Origin of the sequence: Vibrio sp. (assembly GCF_047973365.1) — a bacterium.
In the GTDB taxonomy this organism is placed as follows: domain Bacteria; phylum Pseudomonadota; class Gammaproteobacteria; order Enterobacterales; family Vibrionaceae; genus Vibrio.
In genome coordinates, this window is record NZ_JBKEBW010000084.1 from 1 (window position 1) to 16,873 (window position 16,873).

The following is a 16,873-nucleotide window of genomic DNA, read 5'->3' on the forward strand; positions in this document are numbered from 1 at the left end:
AAACTGTTTAGATAATGCAGTGGCTGAAAACTTCTTCGCTTTACTCAAAACAGAGATGTATCACGGTCAAAGCTTCACTGATGCTGATGAACTGATTGCAAATATCGAAGAATATATAGAGTATTACAATACAAAACGGATTAAGGTGAAATTTAAAGGCCTGACTCCGATAGAATATCGAAATCAGGCCTTGCAAGCCGCTTAACAGAAATGTCCAACTTTATGGGGTCACTTCAGGGGACCGTGGGAACGAGAAATTATTAACAGATATAAAAATGCCGCTTATAAAAAGCGGCATTTTATTAACGATTTCTCAAAGCTGATTATGCTGGCTCTTGGAAAATAACCGTGTCAGCTTTCTTGGTATAATCCGCCATACGGTGGAAGTTTAGATAACGGTAAGTATCGGCAGCCGTCGCATTAATTTGCTCTGCGTACTGTAAGTACTCTTCTTTGGTCGGGATACGACCCAGAATTGCACCCACAGCCGCAAGTTCTGCTGAAGATAGGTATACGTTAGCACCTGTACCGAGACGGTTCGGGAAGTTACGTGTAGAGGTAGACATTACCGTTGCTTTGTCTGCTACGCGAGCCTGGTTACCCATACATAGCGAACATCCCGGAGTTTCAATACGCACCCCTGCACGGCCAAAGATACCGTAGTAACCTTCTTCCGTTAGCTGATCGCGATCCATCTTAGTTGGCGGAGCCACCCATAGACGAGTTTCAAGTTGACCTTTGAACTTCTCTAGCAGTTTACCTGCTGCACGGAAGTGACCAATGTTAGTCATACATGAACCAATAAACACTTCATCAATTTGCGTGCCCTGAACATCAGAGAGAAGACGAGCATCATCCGGATCGTTTGGCGCACAAAGAATAGGCTCTTTGATATCAGCCAGATCGATGTCGATAACGTGAGCGTATTCTGCATCTTTATCTGCACTCATTAGCTCAGGGTTCGCTAACCACTCTTGCATCGCTTTAATACGACGCTCAATGGTACGCACATCACCGTAACCTTCAGCGATCATCCACTTAAGCATAGTGATGTTAGAGTTTAGATACTCTTCGATTGAAGCTTGAGACAGTTTCACTGTACAACCAGCCGCTGAACGCTCTGCCGATGCATCGGAAAGCTCGAACGCTTGCTCGACCGTTAAGTGCTCAACGCCTTCAATTTCTAGTACACGACCAGAGAATTCGTTGATCTTGCCCGCTTTCTCTACGGTCAATAGACCTTGCTTGATACCGTAGTAAGGAATGGCATGTACCAGGTCACGTAGTGTGATCCCCGGTTGCATGTCGCCTTTAAAACGAACCAAGATCGATTCAGGCATATCAAGCGGCATCACACCGGTGGCAGCGGCGAACGCCACCAGACCAGAACCAGCCGGGAAAGAGATACCCAATGGGAAACGCGTATGTGAGTCACCACCAGTACCGACAGTATCAGGAAGCAGCATACGGTTTAGCCATGAGTGGATAACACCATCCCCCGGACGCAGTGATACGCCACCACGGTTCATGATGAAATCAGGCAGTGTATGGTGAGTATTCACGTCTACTGGTTTTGGATACGCTGAAGTATGACAGAATGACTGCATAACCAGATCAGCAGAAAAGCCTAAGCACGCTAGATCTTTCAGTTCATCACGCGTCATAGGACCAGTGGTATCTTGAGAACCCACTGTGGTCATTTTTGGTTCACAGTAAGTACCAGGACGGATACCTTCTACACCACACGCTTTACCGACCATTTTCTGAGCAAGCGTGTAGCCCTTACCGCTATCGGCAACCGCTACTGGACGACGGAATACCTCTGAAGGAGCCAGACCTAGTGCTTGACGAGCTTTATCAGTCAAACCTCGGCCAACGATCAGTGGAATACGACCACCTGCACGCACTTCATCAATCAATACGTCTGTTTTTAGTTTGAAGTTAGCCAGTACTTCACCCGTTTCGTGGTGACAGACTTTGCCTTCAAATGGGTAAACATCAATCACATCACCCATATTCATTTTAGAAACGTCGACTTCAACGGGTAGCGCACCAGCATCTTCCATGGTGTTGAAGAAGATTGGCGCAATCTTACCGCCCAGCACATAACCACCTGCGCGTTTGTTTGGCACAAATGGGATATCGTCGCCCATGAACCAAAGTACGGAGTTGGTTGCAGATTTACGCGATGACCCCGTGCCCACAACGTCACCAACATACACAAGCTGATGACCTTTCTCTTTCAGCGCTTCGATCTGCTTAATTGGACCGATACTGCCTGGTTGATCTGGGTTGATACCGTCACGTTCGTTTTTCAGCATGGCTAATGCGTGAACCGGAATATCAGGACGTGACCAAGCATCTGGTGCAGGAGAGAGATCATCGGTGTTGGTTTCACCTGTGACTTTAAATACCGTTAGGGTAATTTTTTCTTGTAGCGCAGGTTTAGACAGGAACCATTCTGCGTCAGCCCAAGATTGAAGAACTTGCTTGGCAAATTCGTTACCCGCTTTTGCTTTTTCTTCAACATCATAGAAAGCATCAAACATCAGCAGAGTATGAGATAGAGCTTCTACACCGATTGGAGCAAGTTCAGCATCATCAAGCAATGATACTAGCGGCTCAATATTGTAACCGCCTTGCATTGTGCCTAGTAGCTGCGCGGCTTTAGCACGGCTAAGTAATGGAGAGGTCACCTCTCCTTTCACAACAGCCGTTAAGAAACCCGCTTTAACATAAGCGGCTTCATCAACGCCCGGAGGGATACGATTTTCAAGCAGGTCGAGGATAAATTCCTCTTCACCTTGTGGCGGATTCTTTAACAGTTCAACAAGTCCAACAACTTGCTCTGCGTCTAGGGGTTTAGGTACAACTCCTTCAGCGGCACGTTCTGCGACGTGTTTACGGTAGGCTTCAAGCACGACTTTTTTCCTCTCATTGCGGTTCACCTATTATTATTGAAATGTAAGTGAACATCCTTGGAAACTTGGCTCTCCGTTGCCCTTGTTTTCATTCAAATTTGACTGAGAAACAGCGCCCTAGAGGCCAAACTGTGGGCGTTACAATAGCAAATTTAACGATAAATTAAAATCTCATCATTTTGACCAACATAGCAACTTAAGACTAAAGTTTGACGATTCTCACTATTAAACTTTATTCACCATCACTTAAAGGTAGTCCCCAGAATCAAATATAACGAATCGAAATTTTGCTCTGTACGTCCGTAACCGAACACGATGGGGCCTATTGGCGAGTCTACCCCGGCAAAAACAGAAGCGGCAGCGTACAGCGGAGCCGATTTTAATCGGAGATCCGGATCAGACCAAACGCCACCGTACTCTATCGACGCACCAAGATAAACTGGCGACGTGAAAAGTCCGAAATCATTGTCAAACCAACGATAACGATAAACTAAGCTGGTAAACGCTTTATTCTGCCCAATCAAACTGTTACGAGGAATGCCTGACAAATTCAAAAAGCCGCCAATGGTCTTAGGATCAATGGGTGTTAATGAGTTCTTACTTGTTACCACACCATACTCTGCATTTCCGACCAAAGTATGGCGTTTATAGCTCTGTGCTGCGACTATTTTTGTCGTCAACTCATACACAGTATCTTCACCACTATCTGCCATTAATGAACTATCTGCCATTGATGAGCCATCTTCCGCCGATGAGCCATGAGTGTATGCATCATCGTGGGAAATCAAGTATTCGAAATCGAAATAAATGCCTTTAGTCGGCAAACTAAAGCTATCTAATGTATCGACGCGATAATTTAAAAATAGCCCCTGACGCTGAAACGACACATCACCGGCATCGGGCAAATTAGAAAGTTCTGCTATACCATCTGTGTAACGCAGACCAATTTTCGCCTCACTCCATAATGCGTACTGGTAGCCGAGAGCCGCCTCGGCAATCCACTCCGCATAAGAAACAGGAACATAATTTTTACTCGCTTCTAAATCGGTGTTATCAAAACCGGTGAGCGGCACATTACGTTTGTCATTGGTATAACGCCCTGACAAGGTAGTAAAAGCTTTCTGAGTAGAAAACAACGGCGAGTAAAGTTCCGCTTCAAGCAATTTATCGGTACCACCGTCGATATTGATCATCAAACCCGTACCGTTGGAGTCAAGGTCAGTAAAATTGGTTGAAACGCCGATCGAATATTGACTGTCAGTGGTAAAATCATCTTCCAGGAAAAAACGAAAGTTCGCATAGTTCGGCCCCCAGGACTTCTCCCGGACGTCGACAACCAATTCGTTCTCCTCTGCTTCATTTTGCTGGTATTTATATCTGACCAGTTCAAATCGGTCTAAAGCGTAAAGGTCTTCCACCCGCTGTTCAATTTCTTCAGTGGTGAGTTTTCGACCTTCATCGAGGTGCAAACGGTTTTGCAACAGCAACTCACTGTAGTGAGAGTCGTTATTGATCACTATGTTATCGACGACAACATTATCCCCGTATTGCAACACGCGCCTGCGATCTTCTTTTTCATCCACGTACTGCTGATAGTCGCTGCTGCTGAGTGACAGTTTACCTAACTCGGACTGATGCATCATCGCGGCCTGATAGCCTTTATCATAAGCCTCAGGCATACGATCAAATTCTGTGGTTTCCATATGTCCGACTTCAGGCTGCAGAAAAACATCGCCTTCTTTCAGCGTCGTCGCCTGCTCCTGAGTGCTGCGGCGCACCATATAATTCGACAATTGATCAGCCACTGTCAGGTAATTAGTGAAGTCATCCTGCTCTTTGTAATCGGTACTGATATCGACGGCAATAACGATATCAGCGCCCATCGCTCTTGCGACATCGACGGGCATATTGTTGGTTACACCACCATCAACCAACAGATGCCCATCCACTTCATAAGGAGGCAAGGCTCCGGGTACGGACATACTCGCCATCATCGCATCGACCAGGTAGCCTTTTTCAAGCGCCACTGGTTTGAGTTCGACGATATCAGTCGCGACGGCGCGATAAGGAATCGCAAGTTGATTAAAAGATTTGAATGGCGCGAGATTGCCAGAAGTCACACGAAGAATACGTAACATGTTTTGCCCTTGCACCACACCTTTAGGCGCTCGAATCTCTCCCCAATGGATACCTAAATCAGTGGTGAGCTGATAACGGTCTTCGTACTCTTTATCTCGAACTAGCCGTTGGCTGCGACTCACGCGGTCACGATACCCCGTGTTCCAGTCAACACTATAAATTAAGTTTTCTATTTCAGAAGCGCTCATCCCCGTAGCATACAAACCACCGACATAAGCGCCCATGCTGGTGCCGGTAATGAAATCAACCGGAATGTGCATCTCTTCCAGAGCTTTTAACACACCAACATGTGCGGCGCCTTTTGCGCCACCACCGGCTAATACGACGGCAATTTTGGGACGTTTGGTTTGAGGTTGTTCAACTTGGATAGCATTCGACTGTGTATCCGCTTCGCTAGCCATAGCGCTCAGTGGAGCCATCAGATAACTCAAACAAATTAAACAGAGCAACTTATTCGTCACACAACACCCTCAATCCCTTTAAATTCAAAATACTATAATCTTCTGCTGCTACCACTGGAAGAGTTTTTTAATCCACTCTACCGGACGATTTTCACACTGTTTCTTCCAGTCGCCATTTGGGTCCCAAACCGGAAGTTTAAATTCGTTGCCACAATCCAGCGCAAGAGCCCCACCACTCCTGTTTGAAAAACCAACCGTAGTCACACCTTGTGGCCATGGCAGTACCAGTTTTTCAGGAATTCGGTAATGCAGATACTGCGCATACACTCTTAGCGCACCGCTTGAACCGGTTAAATCGGTAGGTTTGTTGTCATCACGACCAAGCCAAATTGTCGTAACTTCTCGACCATCAACACCGACAAACCAACTATCACGGCTATCATTACTGGTGCCGGTTTTTCCGGCGAGCGCCGCCCAGGCAAACTGATTCTGCAGATAACGTCCCGTTCCCTCTAGCACGCCACGTTTCATTGCGTATGTAGTTAACCAAGCGGCTTGTTGATCAACCGCTTGATAGACTTTAGGGATTGATTGATACAAAACATTACCGTCTAAATCCAGCACCGAACGCAGCGCGGACATCGGTGCTTTTTTTCCGGAGTTGGTCAATGTCTGATACATCTGTGCCACTTGATAAGGCGAGAGTGAAAACGAACCGAGCAACATAGATGGCACTGGGCGAATCTCGTTTTTATCCACGCCAAGCTGCTGCAAAGTAGCCGAAACCGTATCAATCCCAAGCGACATACCCAATTGCACCGTAGGCACATTCAAAGATTTCGCCAAAGCCAGATACAAAGGCACATCACCACGGTATTGACGGTCAAAGTTTCTTGGACTCCAAACCGTACCTTCGCTGCCTTTTAGGGAAATAGGTTTATCCACTAATGTGGTCGCTAAGTTGTATTTCTCGGGTTGTGCCAACGCGGTGAGATAAACCGCAGGCTTAACCAAAGAGCCAATCGGTCTTCTTGCATTCAGTGCACGGTTAAATCCTTCAAAGCCGGCGCGCTTACCACCGACCATAGCTCGAATTTCACCACTATGACGATCAACTGCAATGGCTGCTGCTTCCAAATCTTTGCCTGCAGTTTTCTCAAGCTCAGGCATTTTATTCGCAATCGCGTCTTCCAGCTTGGCTTGCGATACCGGATCAAGAGAGGTAAAAACGCGCAAACCGGAATCTGATTTAAAATCTCGCCCTAGCTTTTCATTCAGCTCAATCGAAAGCTGTTGGAAATAAGCTGGCTGACGACTGGCAATCCGTGCGACTTTTTGTACGTCTAATGATCGAGACACTGCTTGCTCATATTGTTTAGCGGTCAAAATATTTTGGTCCATCATCAGGCGCAAAACCAAGTCACGGCGTTCTTTGGCTCTTTCTGGATAACGCATTGGGTTGTAATAAGAAGGCCCTTTGACCATACCTACCAGCAAAGCGAGTTGATCAATTCGCAGTTCTTGCAGTGGTTGACCAAAGTAAAGACGAGCCGCTAAACCAAAACCATGGACCCCCTCATTGCCATTTTGACCTAAATAGACCTCATTCAAATAGGCTTCGAGAATACGATCTTTGCTATAGCGGTAGTCGATAATTAACGCCATATAGGCTTCACGCAGCTTGCGCCAAATCGTTCGGTCACTGGATAAGAAGATATTTTTTGCCAACTGCTGAGTAAGAGTACTGCCGCCCTGAACGGTACGTCCCGCTTTTAGGTTCACCAGCATTGCCCGAGCAATCGCCAAAGGCGAGACACCGTCATGCTGATAAAAATGCCGATCTTCGGTTATTAATAAAGCATCGATCATCACTTCAGGGAACTGTTCGCGACGCAAGAATAAGCGTTGCTCTTGAACATTTTTTTCCAACATCCCAAGCATTTTCGGTTCTAAGCGCAAATAGCCGAGATCGCCTTTTTGCTCTAATGATTGAATACGCTGTACGCCACTTTCATCAAAATTGATCATGATATGGCGATCAGGTTCGGGGCCGTCAGAAAACTCAAACGGGCGACGGATCATCTCAATCCGAGTTGCAGACGCCGAATATTCACCCGCATATTTAGGGGTGGCAACTTTGCGATAATTAAGCACATCAAGCTCGTTACGCAGCTCTTTAATACTTAAGCTGTCTCCGGGCGCAATGTTCAATATTCGAGCATACACAACCGTTGGCAACTCAAACAGCTGTCCTTCAAAGCGTTGCTTGATGACGCTGTCGAGATAAATTCCCGCAAACACCAACACTGCGATGACGACAACAGCGACTTTCCAAACGATACCCCACAGACGTTTGAACCAAGACTTGGAGCGATTCGCTTTATTTGCGGGTGTGCGAGATCTTGAAGTCGCTTTTCTTTTGCTTGCCGATTTCGGATTACTGCGTTTATTTGTCATGAATTCAATTGTCGTTTAGTTTTCGTGGTTGCAACGTGATTAGCGGGGTCATCAGGCCATACATGTTTGGGGTATCGTCCCTTCATCTCTTTTTGCACTTCTTTATAGCTGCCTGCCCAAAAACCAGCGAGGTCACGCGTCACTTGTAAGGGTCTTTGTGCTGGAGATAGCAGTTCCATCACGATTGCCTGACGCCCTTTGGCAATCACTGGTGATGATTTTTCACCAAACACTTCCTGCATTCGCACAGAAAGCACTGGCTCTTTACCATATTGATAACGGATTTTCTTGTGTGTTCCGGTGGGGAGTACATAGTCGACTGGCAGCCATTCATCCAACTGCTGATTTAAAGGCCAGCCTAATCTGGCATTGAGCGCTTCTATCAGGTTAATTTTCTGCAACGCTTTAACTGACGTAACACCAATCAAATAAGGCGCTAACCAATTTGTTAATTCATTTAACAGGCTTTCCTCATCCATCCCGGGCCACCTTTCATCATCAAGCCAATCTATTGCGCAGCGAACGCGTTCCAACCAATGTAAGGTTTCTTCGTTCCAGTTTAAAACCGAAAGTCCTTTGCGCTCGACATAATTAAGCAAGGCTTGCGTCATTTTTTGTTTATCCGGCTCAGGTAAAGCTCGACGTCGAATCACTAGCTCTCCCAAACAGCAACGCTCTTCAGCGACTAAGCGTCCGGCTTTATCATCCCAGTCGACCTGCTCATCCATAACAAACAGTGAACCAAATTGCGCTTCCAAATCCACGATATCCAACGCCAGAGCGCAGAAGATACGGCTAGATTGGCTGATTGGTTTTGATGAACCCGCTGAACGCATCAGATCAAGCGCAACCACATAGTCACTTGCCGCGAGAGGTTGCGACTCATCAATAAAAGCGCCATGCCCGTTAGCCAATAAGAATTGTCCATAAGCCTGACCTCGCTTCTGAGCAATCCTGTCAGGAAAAGCCAAACAAGCCACCAAAGGCAACAGCGGACTCTTTACCTCATATAATGAAAACACCGTGTCTAATTTATTAGCCAGAGCCACCGCTCTTTGCATCATGGATTTGGATTTAGGATGACTCCCCTGCTGCCAACGGTGCAGGCTGTGTTGTAAATCGAGTATCTGTTTCTCAGGCTCTTCAAGCATGGCTGCCAAAGCTAATGCACTGTTGAGTAATGCCGAATTATTATTCTCAACTTTTAGCAGCATGGCTGCAATACGAGGTTCAACAGCTAAGCGATGTGCCTCTTTGCCCATGACCGTCAGTTGATGGTGTTTGTCCATCAATCCTAAAGATTGCAATAAAGAGATAGCCTGATTGAGCGCGGGTATCGGTGGTAAGTCTAACCACTGTAATTCACTGGCATCTTTTACGCCCCATTGCGCTAACTCCAATACCAGTGGCGCAAGGTCACTTTGCAGAATTTCTGGAGTGGAAACTTTAGCTTGTTGATTAAACTGAGATTCACTGTATAAACGAACACAAACTCCCGGTTCTAAACGACCAGAACGACCAGCGCGCTGTACAGAAGAAGACTGAGCAATTCGGGCTTGTTCTAAACGGGTGATTCCGGTTTTCAAATCAAAGCGAGCCACTCGCTCCAAACCCGAATCCACCACGATACGAATACCTTCGATAGTCAGCGAAGTCTCGGCAATATTGGTCGCCAGTACCACTTTGCGTTTGCCTTGCAGCGGCGCAGAAATCGCTTTTTGCTGCTGAGCAAAGCTCATCTGCCCGTAAATAGGACACACATCCACATCATCGGCAAGATCACTGAGTTGCTCAGCTAAAGCGGTAATACTGGCAGCACCCGGCAAAAATGCCAGCAGAGAACCTTGCTCATGATTGAGCAAAGCACGAATCTGTTTTGCCATGGTCGGCACTAAAGGATCATTCACATTTAACGGATGGTAGCGCACATCAATGGGGTAGCCTCTACCGTCTGACTCAACGTATTTCGCCAAAGGTAACAAACGTTGCAGTGCGGCCTGCTCTAGAGTTGCAGACATCACGATGATTTTAAGATCGTCGCGAAGCACCGATTGCACTTCTAAACTCAGTGCCAAAGCCGTATCCGCATGAATACTACGCTCGTGAAACTCATCAAAGATCAATGCGCCAATGCCATCCAGTTCAGGATCGTTTTGGATCATGCGGGTCATAATTCCTTCGGTGACCACTTCCAAACGAGTATCACGGCTGACTTTACTTTCTCCTCTCACCCGATACCCGACCGATTTTCCAACCTGTTCTCCCAGTTGCTCAGCTAAGTAACGCGCAATGTTTCTCGCTGCCAATCGTCTGGGTTCAAGCATGATAATTTTCCCATCGACTAAACCTGATTTCAGCAACGCGAGTGGGAAATAGGTCGACTTACCCGCACCGGGAGCCGCTTTTAAAATCAGTTGGGGAGAATGCTCAACACCTGCAAGCAAATCAGGTATTACTGCGAGAATCGGCAGCTGTGACAAGAGAATGTCCTTATGTTTAAATATCCCAGATTAACAACCAAAGCATTGTACATAAAAACAGTACAGGGATCTCGATGCAATTTATACCAGCGCTAAAGCGCGCGACATTAATTAAACGCTACAAACGTTTTCTCGCCGATGTTGAGTTAAAAGATGGAAAGCAGATCACAATTCATTGTGCTAATACGGGTTCTATGACAGGGTGCGCCAATGTGGGAAACCCAGTATGGTACTCCACCTCTGACAATTTAAAACGCAAATACCCAAACAGCTGGGAACTGACCGAAACAGCGCAAGGTCATAAAATTTGCATCAACACGGCTCGGGCAAATCCGCTTGCTGTTGAAGGAATTCAAAATGGCACCATTAAAGAACTGCAAGGTTATGAGCAGTTGCGCACAGAAGTTAAGTATGGTGCTGAAAATAGTCGCATTGATATCTTGCTCTGTAGCGAATCTAAACCAAACTGTTATGTGGAAGTAAAAAGCGTGACGCTGTTAGATGAGCGTAATATAGAGACCGGAGAAGCGAATCAACATATTGGACAAGGCTATTTTCCTGATGCTGTCACTACACGTGGACAAAAACATCTGCGCGAATTGTCAGAGATGGTCCAAAGTGGGAGCCGTGCCGTACTTTTGTTTACCGTTTTACACTCAGGGATTGAAAAAGTATCGCCCGCTCACCATATAGACGCAAACTATTCACAATTGTTAAAAAAAGCACAAGAAGCAGGCGTGGAAGTGGTGTGCTATAAAGCACAACTTTCGCACAATGAAATACAACTGGTATCGGCAGTCGAATTTTCCCATCAATCGTTAAAAAATTGATGGAACTTCCACATTGACGATAACTTTGTAAAACAGTGTTTGCCTCAGTTACTTCTTTTTGCTATAGATACCCGCCTCAAATTGACTGCGATAGCAGTTGACTAGGTGTTAGTAGGAGATGCTGTATGCCAGAATCCAAAAAGAAAACGCTAGGCATCCTAGCCATTGCAGGTGTTGAGCCATACCAAGAAAAAGCGGGTGAAGAGTACATGTCACCTGAACAAGTGGTTCATTTTACGAAAATTTTACAAGCTTGGCGCAACCAGCTCAGGGAAGAAGTTGATCGCACTGTGCACCATATGCAGGACGAAGCGGCAAACTTTCCTGACCCTGTAGACCGCGCTTCTCAAGAAGAAGAATTTAGCCTTGAGCTTCGTAATCGTGACCGTGAGCGTCGCTTGATTAAGAAGATCGAAAAGACACTAGACAAGCTAAAAGAAGATGACTTCGGTTTCTGTGAATCTTGTGGTGTTGAAATTGGCATTCGTCGTTTGGAAGCACGCCCTACGGCTGATCTTTGTATCGACTGTAAAACACTTGCAGAAATCAAAGAAAAACAGATGATGGGTTAACTCCAACAGATGTCACGAAGGGAGCAATTGCTCCCTTTTTGTTTTGCTATTTTTCCCTAAATGTCAGTAAAGATAGCCAATAACCGCATAAAGTTTGATACTGACACTTCTTCTATCCATTTGGTTAAACAAATACAGGCATGATGAGTTACATTGGTCGTTTCGCCCCTTCTCCTTCTGGACCATTACATTTTGGTTCACTGGTTGCCGCACTAGGCAGCTACTTCCAAGCCAAATCACAACGTGGTCAGTGGTTAGTGAGAATCGAAGATCTCGATCCACCAAGAGAGATGCCCGGCGCCGCCAGCCTTATATTAAAAGCAATAGAAGCGTATGGATTAGAGTGGGATGGAGCGGTTGTATATCAGAGCCAGCGCCACCATCTATATCAACAGCAAATCGAACAATGGCTCGCTTCTGGTCAGGCATACTTATGTCAGTGCACACGTAAACAAATTAAACAAGCAGGTAACTTCTATCTTGGCACCTGTCGAACTAAGGGTTTAACCAATAGCTCGGAATGTTCCGTTCGTTTGCGAATGGACTACCCGGTCTCATCATTCATCGACTTGAAACATGGTGAGATGACAATCCCCGAAGCATTGAGCAAAGAAGATTTTATTATTAAACGCCGAGATGGTTTGTATGCGTACAACCTGGCAGTAGTAATTGATGATATTGACCAAGGCGTTACCGAAGTCGTCAGAGGTGCCGATTTGATTGAACCAACAGGTCGCCAAATCAGTCTATATCAGACACTGAATCAAACGCCGCTCAGCTATCTGCATCTGCCACTGGCAATGGATACCAATGGCAACAAGCTTTCAAAGCAGAACCATGCTACAGCTATTGATCCAGATAACCCCAAGCCAACGCTGATAAAGGCGATGCAGTTTTTAGGCTTTAACCTTCCCATTGACATGATTGAGGCAAGAATTGATGAGATCATTCGCTGGGGAACAACCAATTGGCATATTGAACAGCTTCCCGTGCAGATCGAGATCACACCGTGATTCTCAAATGATGCCATGTAAGCTATTATTAGCCGCAAATCCAAGCAGTTTGTGCGGTAACATCAATGGTTACTCGTGCAAAGGGCAACACCAATCATTGTAAAATACAAATGAATAACAACGACTTAAAAGAAAACGAACATCGCATATATCCAAGCCTAGACTTGAATATCGTCACGCGCCAAGAGCATAACATTTCGCGTAAGCAGATCAGCGATAACGCGTTAAAGGTGTTGTATCGCCTCCAGGGTGCGGGTTTTGACGCCTACCTAGTCGGTGGTGGTGTTCGAGATTTGCTCCTCGAAGAGACACCCAAAGATTTCGATATCGCAACTAACGCGACGCCAGAAGAAATTCGCCAGTTATTTCGTAACTGCCGTTTGATTGGTCGTCGTTTCCGTCTGGCGCACATTATGTTTGGACGCGACATTATTGAAGTTGCGACTTTTCGTGGTCATCACCAAGAAGAAAACAAACAGATTGCAGCTCAGTCCGAAGCTGGCATGCTGCTGCGTGATAACGTCTACGGCACCATAGATGAAGATGCAGAGCGCAGAGACTTCACCATCAACGCCATGTACTACAATATCGCGGATTACAGCATTCATGATTACGCTGGCGGTTTAGAAGATCTGGAAGACAGATTAGTTCGTCTTATTGGCGATCCTGAAACCCGTTATCGCGAAGACCCAGTACGTATGCTGCGTGCCGTGCGTTTTGCGGTAAAACTCGATTTCGACATTGAAGAAGACACGGCGGATCCGATTGAAGATTTAGCGCCACTGTTGCGTGATATCCCAGCCGCTCGTCTTTATGAAGAAATGCTAAAAATGCTGCAATCAGGGCATGGTTTAGAAACTTACCACCTGATGCGTGAATACAATCTGTTCCAACAGATTTTTCCGACCATTGCACGTCATTTCACCGAAGATTACTCATCTCATTCTGAGCACATGCTCGATCTGGTGTTGGATTCTACCGATCTACGCATTGAAGAAGGTAAGCGAATCAACCCGGCCTTTATGTTTGCTGCTATTTTCTGGTATCCGATGGTTAAGCTTGCCGAAGAGATGATGGAAACGCATAACCTCAATTATTACGATGCCATCATGGAAGCGAGCAATAAAATCCTCGATGAAGTGGTGAAATCTATCGCGATTCCTCGTCGTCACACTGCAACAATGCGCGAAATTTGGCAGCTACAATTACGCCTGCCTCGCCGCAACGGTAAACGTGCATTCCGCCTGATGGAACTGAATAAGTTCCGCGCTGGTTTTGATTTCCTAGAAATGCGTGGCGAAGTGGAAGATGGAGAAGTGAAGCAATTAGCTGATTGGTGGCAAACTTTCCAAACCGCGGGTCGCAATATGCGCCAAGCGATGGTGACGGATTTAGATAGTTTAAGTAAGCCATCAGCCACTCGTCGTCGTCGCCCATCGACACGTAAGAAAAAGAGCAAGCCAACGTCATGACACAAAACGATTTCATGACACAAAGCGACCGCATGACAATCGCTTACATTGCCGTAGGCAGTAATCTTAGCGAGCCTGTGGCACAAGCGAACAATGCAATTCACGCATTGAGCAAGTTGCCGAAGTCGCATTTTATCGCGGCTTCATCACTGTACAGCAGCACGCCTATGGGGCCACAGAATCAACCCGATTACATTAATGCTGTTGTGGCGATTAAAACTGAATTAACACCTCTTGAGTTGCTTGACTGCACACAAGCCATTGAGCAAGAGCAGGGGCGAGTTCGCAAAGATGAGCGTTGGGGGCCTAGAACTCTCGATCTCGATATCGTGCTTTATGGCAATGAGATCATCGATTGCCAACGATTAACCGTACCTCATTATGGTATGCGCGTAAGAGAATTCGTGCTCTACCCGCTTGCAGAAATTGTGCCCGATCTACAACTTCCTGATGGAACTGCGCTGCAAGAATTACTCAAATCTGTTCCGCTCAATGGGCTGAATATTTGGCAATCGCCAAGTTCAGACAATTGACTTAGTAAGGACATACAATGAAAAAAATAACCATCAACGACCTAATGAAGTGGAAAAAAGAAGGTCGTAAATTTGCAACCTCTACTGCCTATGACGCGAGTTTCGCACAACTGTTTGAAAGCCAAAATATGCCGGTTCTTTTGGTCGGTGACTCTCTGGGTATGGTTCTGCAAGGTGAAACTGATACTTTGCCAGTCAGCGTTGACGACATTGCCTACCATACTCGTTGTGTCCGTAAAGGTAGTCCTAACTGCCTGCTGATGGCTGATATGCCATTTATGAGTTACGCCACGCCTGAACAAGCCTGTGAAAACGCAGCGAAAATTATACGCTCTGGGGCGAACATGGTGAAAATCGAAGGTGGTGACTGGTTAGTAGACACGGTTAAGATGCTGACTGAACGTGCAGTTCCAGTATGCGCACACTTAGGTTTGACGCCACAATCAGTCAACATTTTCGGTGGCTACAAAGTTCAGGGGCGTGATCAGGAACAAGCGGATCGTATGGTTAGAGACGCAATAGCACTACAAGAAGCGGGCGCACAAATCATTCTTCTCGAGTGTGTACCCGCTGGTTTGGCAGAGCGTATTACGCAAATTCTCGACGTGCCAGTGATTGGTATCGGCGCAGGTAACAGCACCGATGGTCAAATTCTGGTGATGCACGATATGTTTGGTATTTCAGCCAATTACATGCCAAAGTTCTCGAAAAATTTCCTTGCAGAAACCGGTGACATGCATAAAGCTGTGGCAGCCTACATTGCTGACGTAGAAGCCGGACGCTTCCCGGATGCAGCCCACACTATTGCCTAAGGAGTAATGCATGCAGACATATGCTGACATTTCCGCTCTTCGCGAGCAGATCCAACAGTATAAGCGTGATGGTCGAAAAGTGGCTTTTGTTCCGACAATGGGGAACTTACATGAAGGTCACCTCACACTGGTGCGTAAAGCGCGTGAGTTAGCCGATGTAGTGGTGGTAAGTATTTTCGTCAATCCAATGCAGTTTGAACGTGCGGATGACCTGAATAGTTACCCTCGCACATTAGAAGAAGACTACAACAAGCTAACCAGTGAACGGGTAGAAATCATTTTTACGCCAACAGCGGATATCATGTACCCATATGGACTTGATAAACAAACTTCTGTGGAAGTCCCTGGATTGTCAACCATGCTTGAAGGCGCTTCTCGTCCTGGGCATTTCCGTGGTGTAGCAACGGTGGTCACTAAGCTGTTTAATATCGTTAAACCTGATGTCGCGTGCTTTGGTGAAAAGGATTATCAACAACTGGCCATTATTCGCCAAATGGTTGAAGATTTATGTTTAGAAGTGGAAATCGTGGGCGTAGCGACGGTTCGCGAATTGGATGGTTTGGCAATGAGCTCTCGCAATAATTTGCTATCTCTGGACGAACGTCAACGTGCACCGGTTCTTGCTCGCACTATGCATTGGATTAGCAGTGCATTGCGTGGTGGACGCCGCGACTTCGATACCATTATTGTTGATGCACAAGATCAGTTAAGAGCGGCAGGGTTAGAAGCGGATGAAATCTTTATTCGTGATTCTCGCACGCTGCTACCAGTGTCAGAAGAAACAACTCAAGCGGTGATTTTGATGTCTGCATTCTTGGGTAAAGTTAGACTCATCGATAATCAAGTTGTTGATCTAGCAACAGAATAATACCAATTTCACTATTAATCTGTTCAGTATTTTCTCGTTCCCATGCTCCGCGTGGGAATGCATATTTAACTCAAAAAGAAACAGATTGGCTGCTTACTTTAGCTCCGGTATTCGTTCCCACGGAGGGACTGAAGTGACCCCCAATAGTTGGACAACCAATTATTGGGGGTCTTTTATTTATGTCCAAATACAGTCGCGAGTTAAAGTTCAAAGTAGCTAAAAAGTATCTTGATGGCTCCACTCCTCGAGAGCTCGCTGAAAAATATTCTGTCCCAACAAAACATGTTCGTTATTGGGCTCATGTTTTCACTATGCATGGTTCAAATTCATTTTTAATTGATGGCCATTCTCTTAGTGCGGAAGCTAAGCTGGAAG

Annotated in this window: 12 protein-coding genes and 1 pseudogene; 9 read left to right on the forward strand and 4 right to left on the reverse strand. The window is 46.0% G+C overall.

Annotated elements, in window-relative coordinates; translation table 11 throughout:
- A partial coding sequence (locus ACK5MF_RS11135; protein ID WP_416920240.1) for an IS3 family transposase occupies positions 1-205 on the forward strand: 205 nt, incomplete at its 5' end.
- A gap of 118 nt (positions 206-323) precedes the next feature.
- On the opposite strand, the gene acnB is transcribed toward ACK5MF_RS11135, so the two are convergent.
- The 4 genes from acnB to hrpB form a co-directional block, all read right to left on the reverse strand.
- The gene (gene acnB, locus ACK5MF_RS11140; protein ID WP_416922200.1) at positions 324-2,921 is read right to left on the reverse strand and encodes a bifunctional aconitate hydratase 2/2-methylisocitrate dehydratase; all 2,598 of its coding nucleotides are present in this window, start codon (positions 2,919-2,921) and stop codon (positions 324-326) included.
- Between the two features lie 242 nt (positions 2,922-3,163).
- Positions 3,164-5,461 (reverse strand): patatin-like phospholipase family protein, encoded by a 2,298-nt coding sequence (locus ACK5MF_RS11145; protein WP_416922214.1) that lies wholly within the window; start codon positions 5,459-5,461, stop codon positions 3,164-3,166.
- Between the two features lie 108 nt (positions 5,462-5,569).
- Entirely contained in the window at positions 5,570-7,918 is a 2,349-nt protein-coding gene (gene mrcB, locus ACK5MF_RS11150; protein WP_416922202.1) for a penicillin-binding protein 1B, read from the reverse strand.
- Complete coding sequence (gene hrpB / locus ACK5MF_RS11155; protein ID WP_416922204.1) at positions 7,915-10,398, reverse strand: ATP-dependent helicase HrpB; 2,484 nt, start codon at positions 10,396-10,398, stop codon at positions 7,915-7,917. The genes mrcB and hrpB overlap by 4 nt, the downstream gene beginning before the upstream one ends.
- Before the next feature lie 74 nt (positions 10,399-10,472).
- Here hrpB and sfsA point away from each other — a divergent pair, with 74 nt between their 5' ends.
- From sfsA to ACK5MF_RS11195, 8 genes and pseudogenes are all read left to right on the forward strand, one after another.
- On the forward strand, positions 10,473-11,228 hold the full coding sequence (sfsA, locus tag ACK5MF_RS11160; protein ID WP_416922206.1) for a DNA/RNA nuclease SfsA: 756 nt from the start codon (positions 10,473-10,475) through the stop codon (positions 11,226-11,228).
- A gap of 125 nt (positions 11,229-11,353) precedes the next feature.
- Positions 11,354-11,800: an RNA polymerase-binding protein DksA gene (gene dksA, locus ACK5MF_RS11165; RefSeq protein ID WP_416922208.1), complete on the forward strand. Its 447-nt coding sequence runs from the start codon at positions 11,354-11,356 to the stop codon at positions 11,798-11,800.
- 143 nt (positions 11,801-11,943) lie between these two features.
- Positions 11,944-12,813 (forward strand): tRNA glutamyl-Q(34) synthetase GluQRS, encoded by an 870-nt coding sequence (gene gluQRS, locus ACK5MF_RS11170; RefSeq protein ID WP_416922216.1) that lies wholly within the window; start codon positions 11,944-11,946, stop codon positions 12,811-12,813.
- 104 nt (positions 12,814-12,917) lie between these two features.
- The gene (gene pcnB / locus ACK5MF_RS11175; protein ID WP_416922218.1) at positions 12,918-14,285 is read left to right on the forward strand and encodes a polynucleotide adenylyltransferase PcnB; all 1,368 of its coding nucleotides are present in this window, start codon (positions 12,918-12,920) and stop codon (positions 14,283-14,285) included.
- Positions 14,286-14,317: 32 nt separating this feature from the next.
- Positions 14,318-14,818, forward strand: a complete 501-nt coding sequence (gene folK / locus ACK5MF_RS11180; protein WP_416922221.1) for a 2-amino-4-hydroxy-6-hydroxymethyldihydropteridine diphosphokinase — start codon at positions 14,318-14,320, stop codon at positions 14,816-14,818.
- Between the two features lie 17 nt (positions 14,819-14,835).
- Positions 14,836-15,630, forward strand: coding sequence for a 3-methyl-2-oxobutanoate hydroxymethyltransferase (gene panB, locus ACK5MF_RS11185; RefSeq protein ID WP_416922210.1), 795 nt, complete (start codon positions 14,836-14,838; stop codon positions 15,628-15,630).
- 10 nt (positions 15,631-15,640) lie between these two features.
- Entirely contained in the window at positions 15,641-16,498 is an 858-nt protein-coding gene (panC, locus tag ACK5MF_RS11190) for a pantoate--beta-alanine ligase (RefSeq protein ID WP_416922212.1), read from the forward strand.
- A gap of 179 nt (positions 16,499-16,677) precedes the next feature.
- A pseudogene (locus ACK5MF_RS11195) lies at positions 16,678-16,873 on the forward strand (helix-turn-helix domain-containing protein); the annotation flags it as partial.

Excerpts from the sequence above, each read along its gene's own strand:
- ACK5MF_RS11145 (WP_416922214.1), bottom strand. The coding sequence starts at position 5,461 with ATGGCTAGCGAAGCGGATACACAGTCGAATGCTATCCAAGTTGAACAA.
- mrcB (WP_416922202.1), bottom strand. The coding sequence starts at position 7,918 with ATGACAAATAAACGCAGTAATCCGAAATCGGCAAGCAAAAGAAAAGCG.
- sfsA (WP_416922206.1), top strand. The coding sequence starts at position 10,473 with ATGCAATTTATACCAGCGCTAAAGCGCGCGACATTAATTAAACGCTAC.
- dksA (WP_416922208.1), top strand. The coding sequence starts at position 11,354 with ATGCCAGAATCCAAAAAGAAAACGCTAGGCATCCTAGCCATTGCAGGT.
- gluQRS (WP_416922216.1), top strand. The coding sequence starts at position 11,944 with ATGAGTTACATTGGTCGTTTCGCCCCTTCTCCTTCTGGACCATTACAT.
- folK (WP_416922221.1), top strand. The coding sequence starts at position 14,318 with ATGACAATCGCTTACATTGCCGTAGGCAGTAATCTTAGCGAGCCTGTG.
- panB (WP_416922210.1), top strand. The coding sequence starts at position 14,836 with ATGAAAAAAATAACCATCAACGACCTAATGAAGTGGAAAAAAGAAGGT.
- panC (WP_416922212.1), top strand. The coding sequence starts at position 15,641 with ATGCAGACATATGCTGACATTTCCGCTCTTCGCGAGCAGATCCAACAG.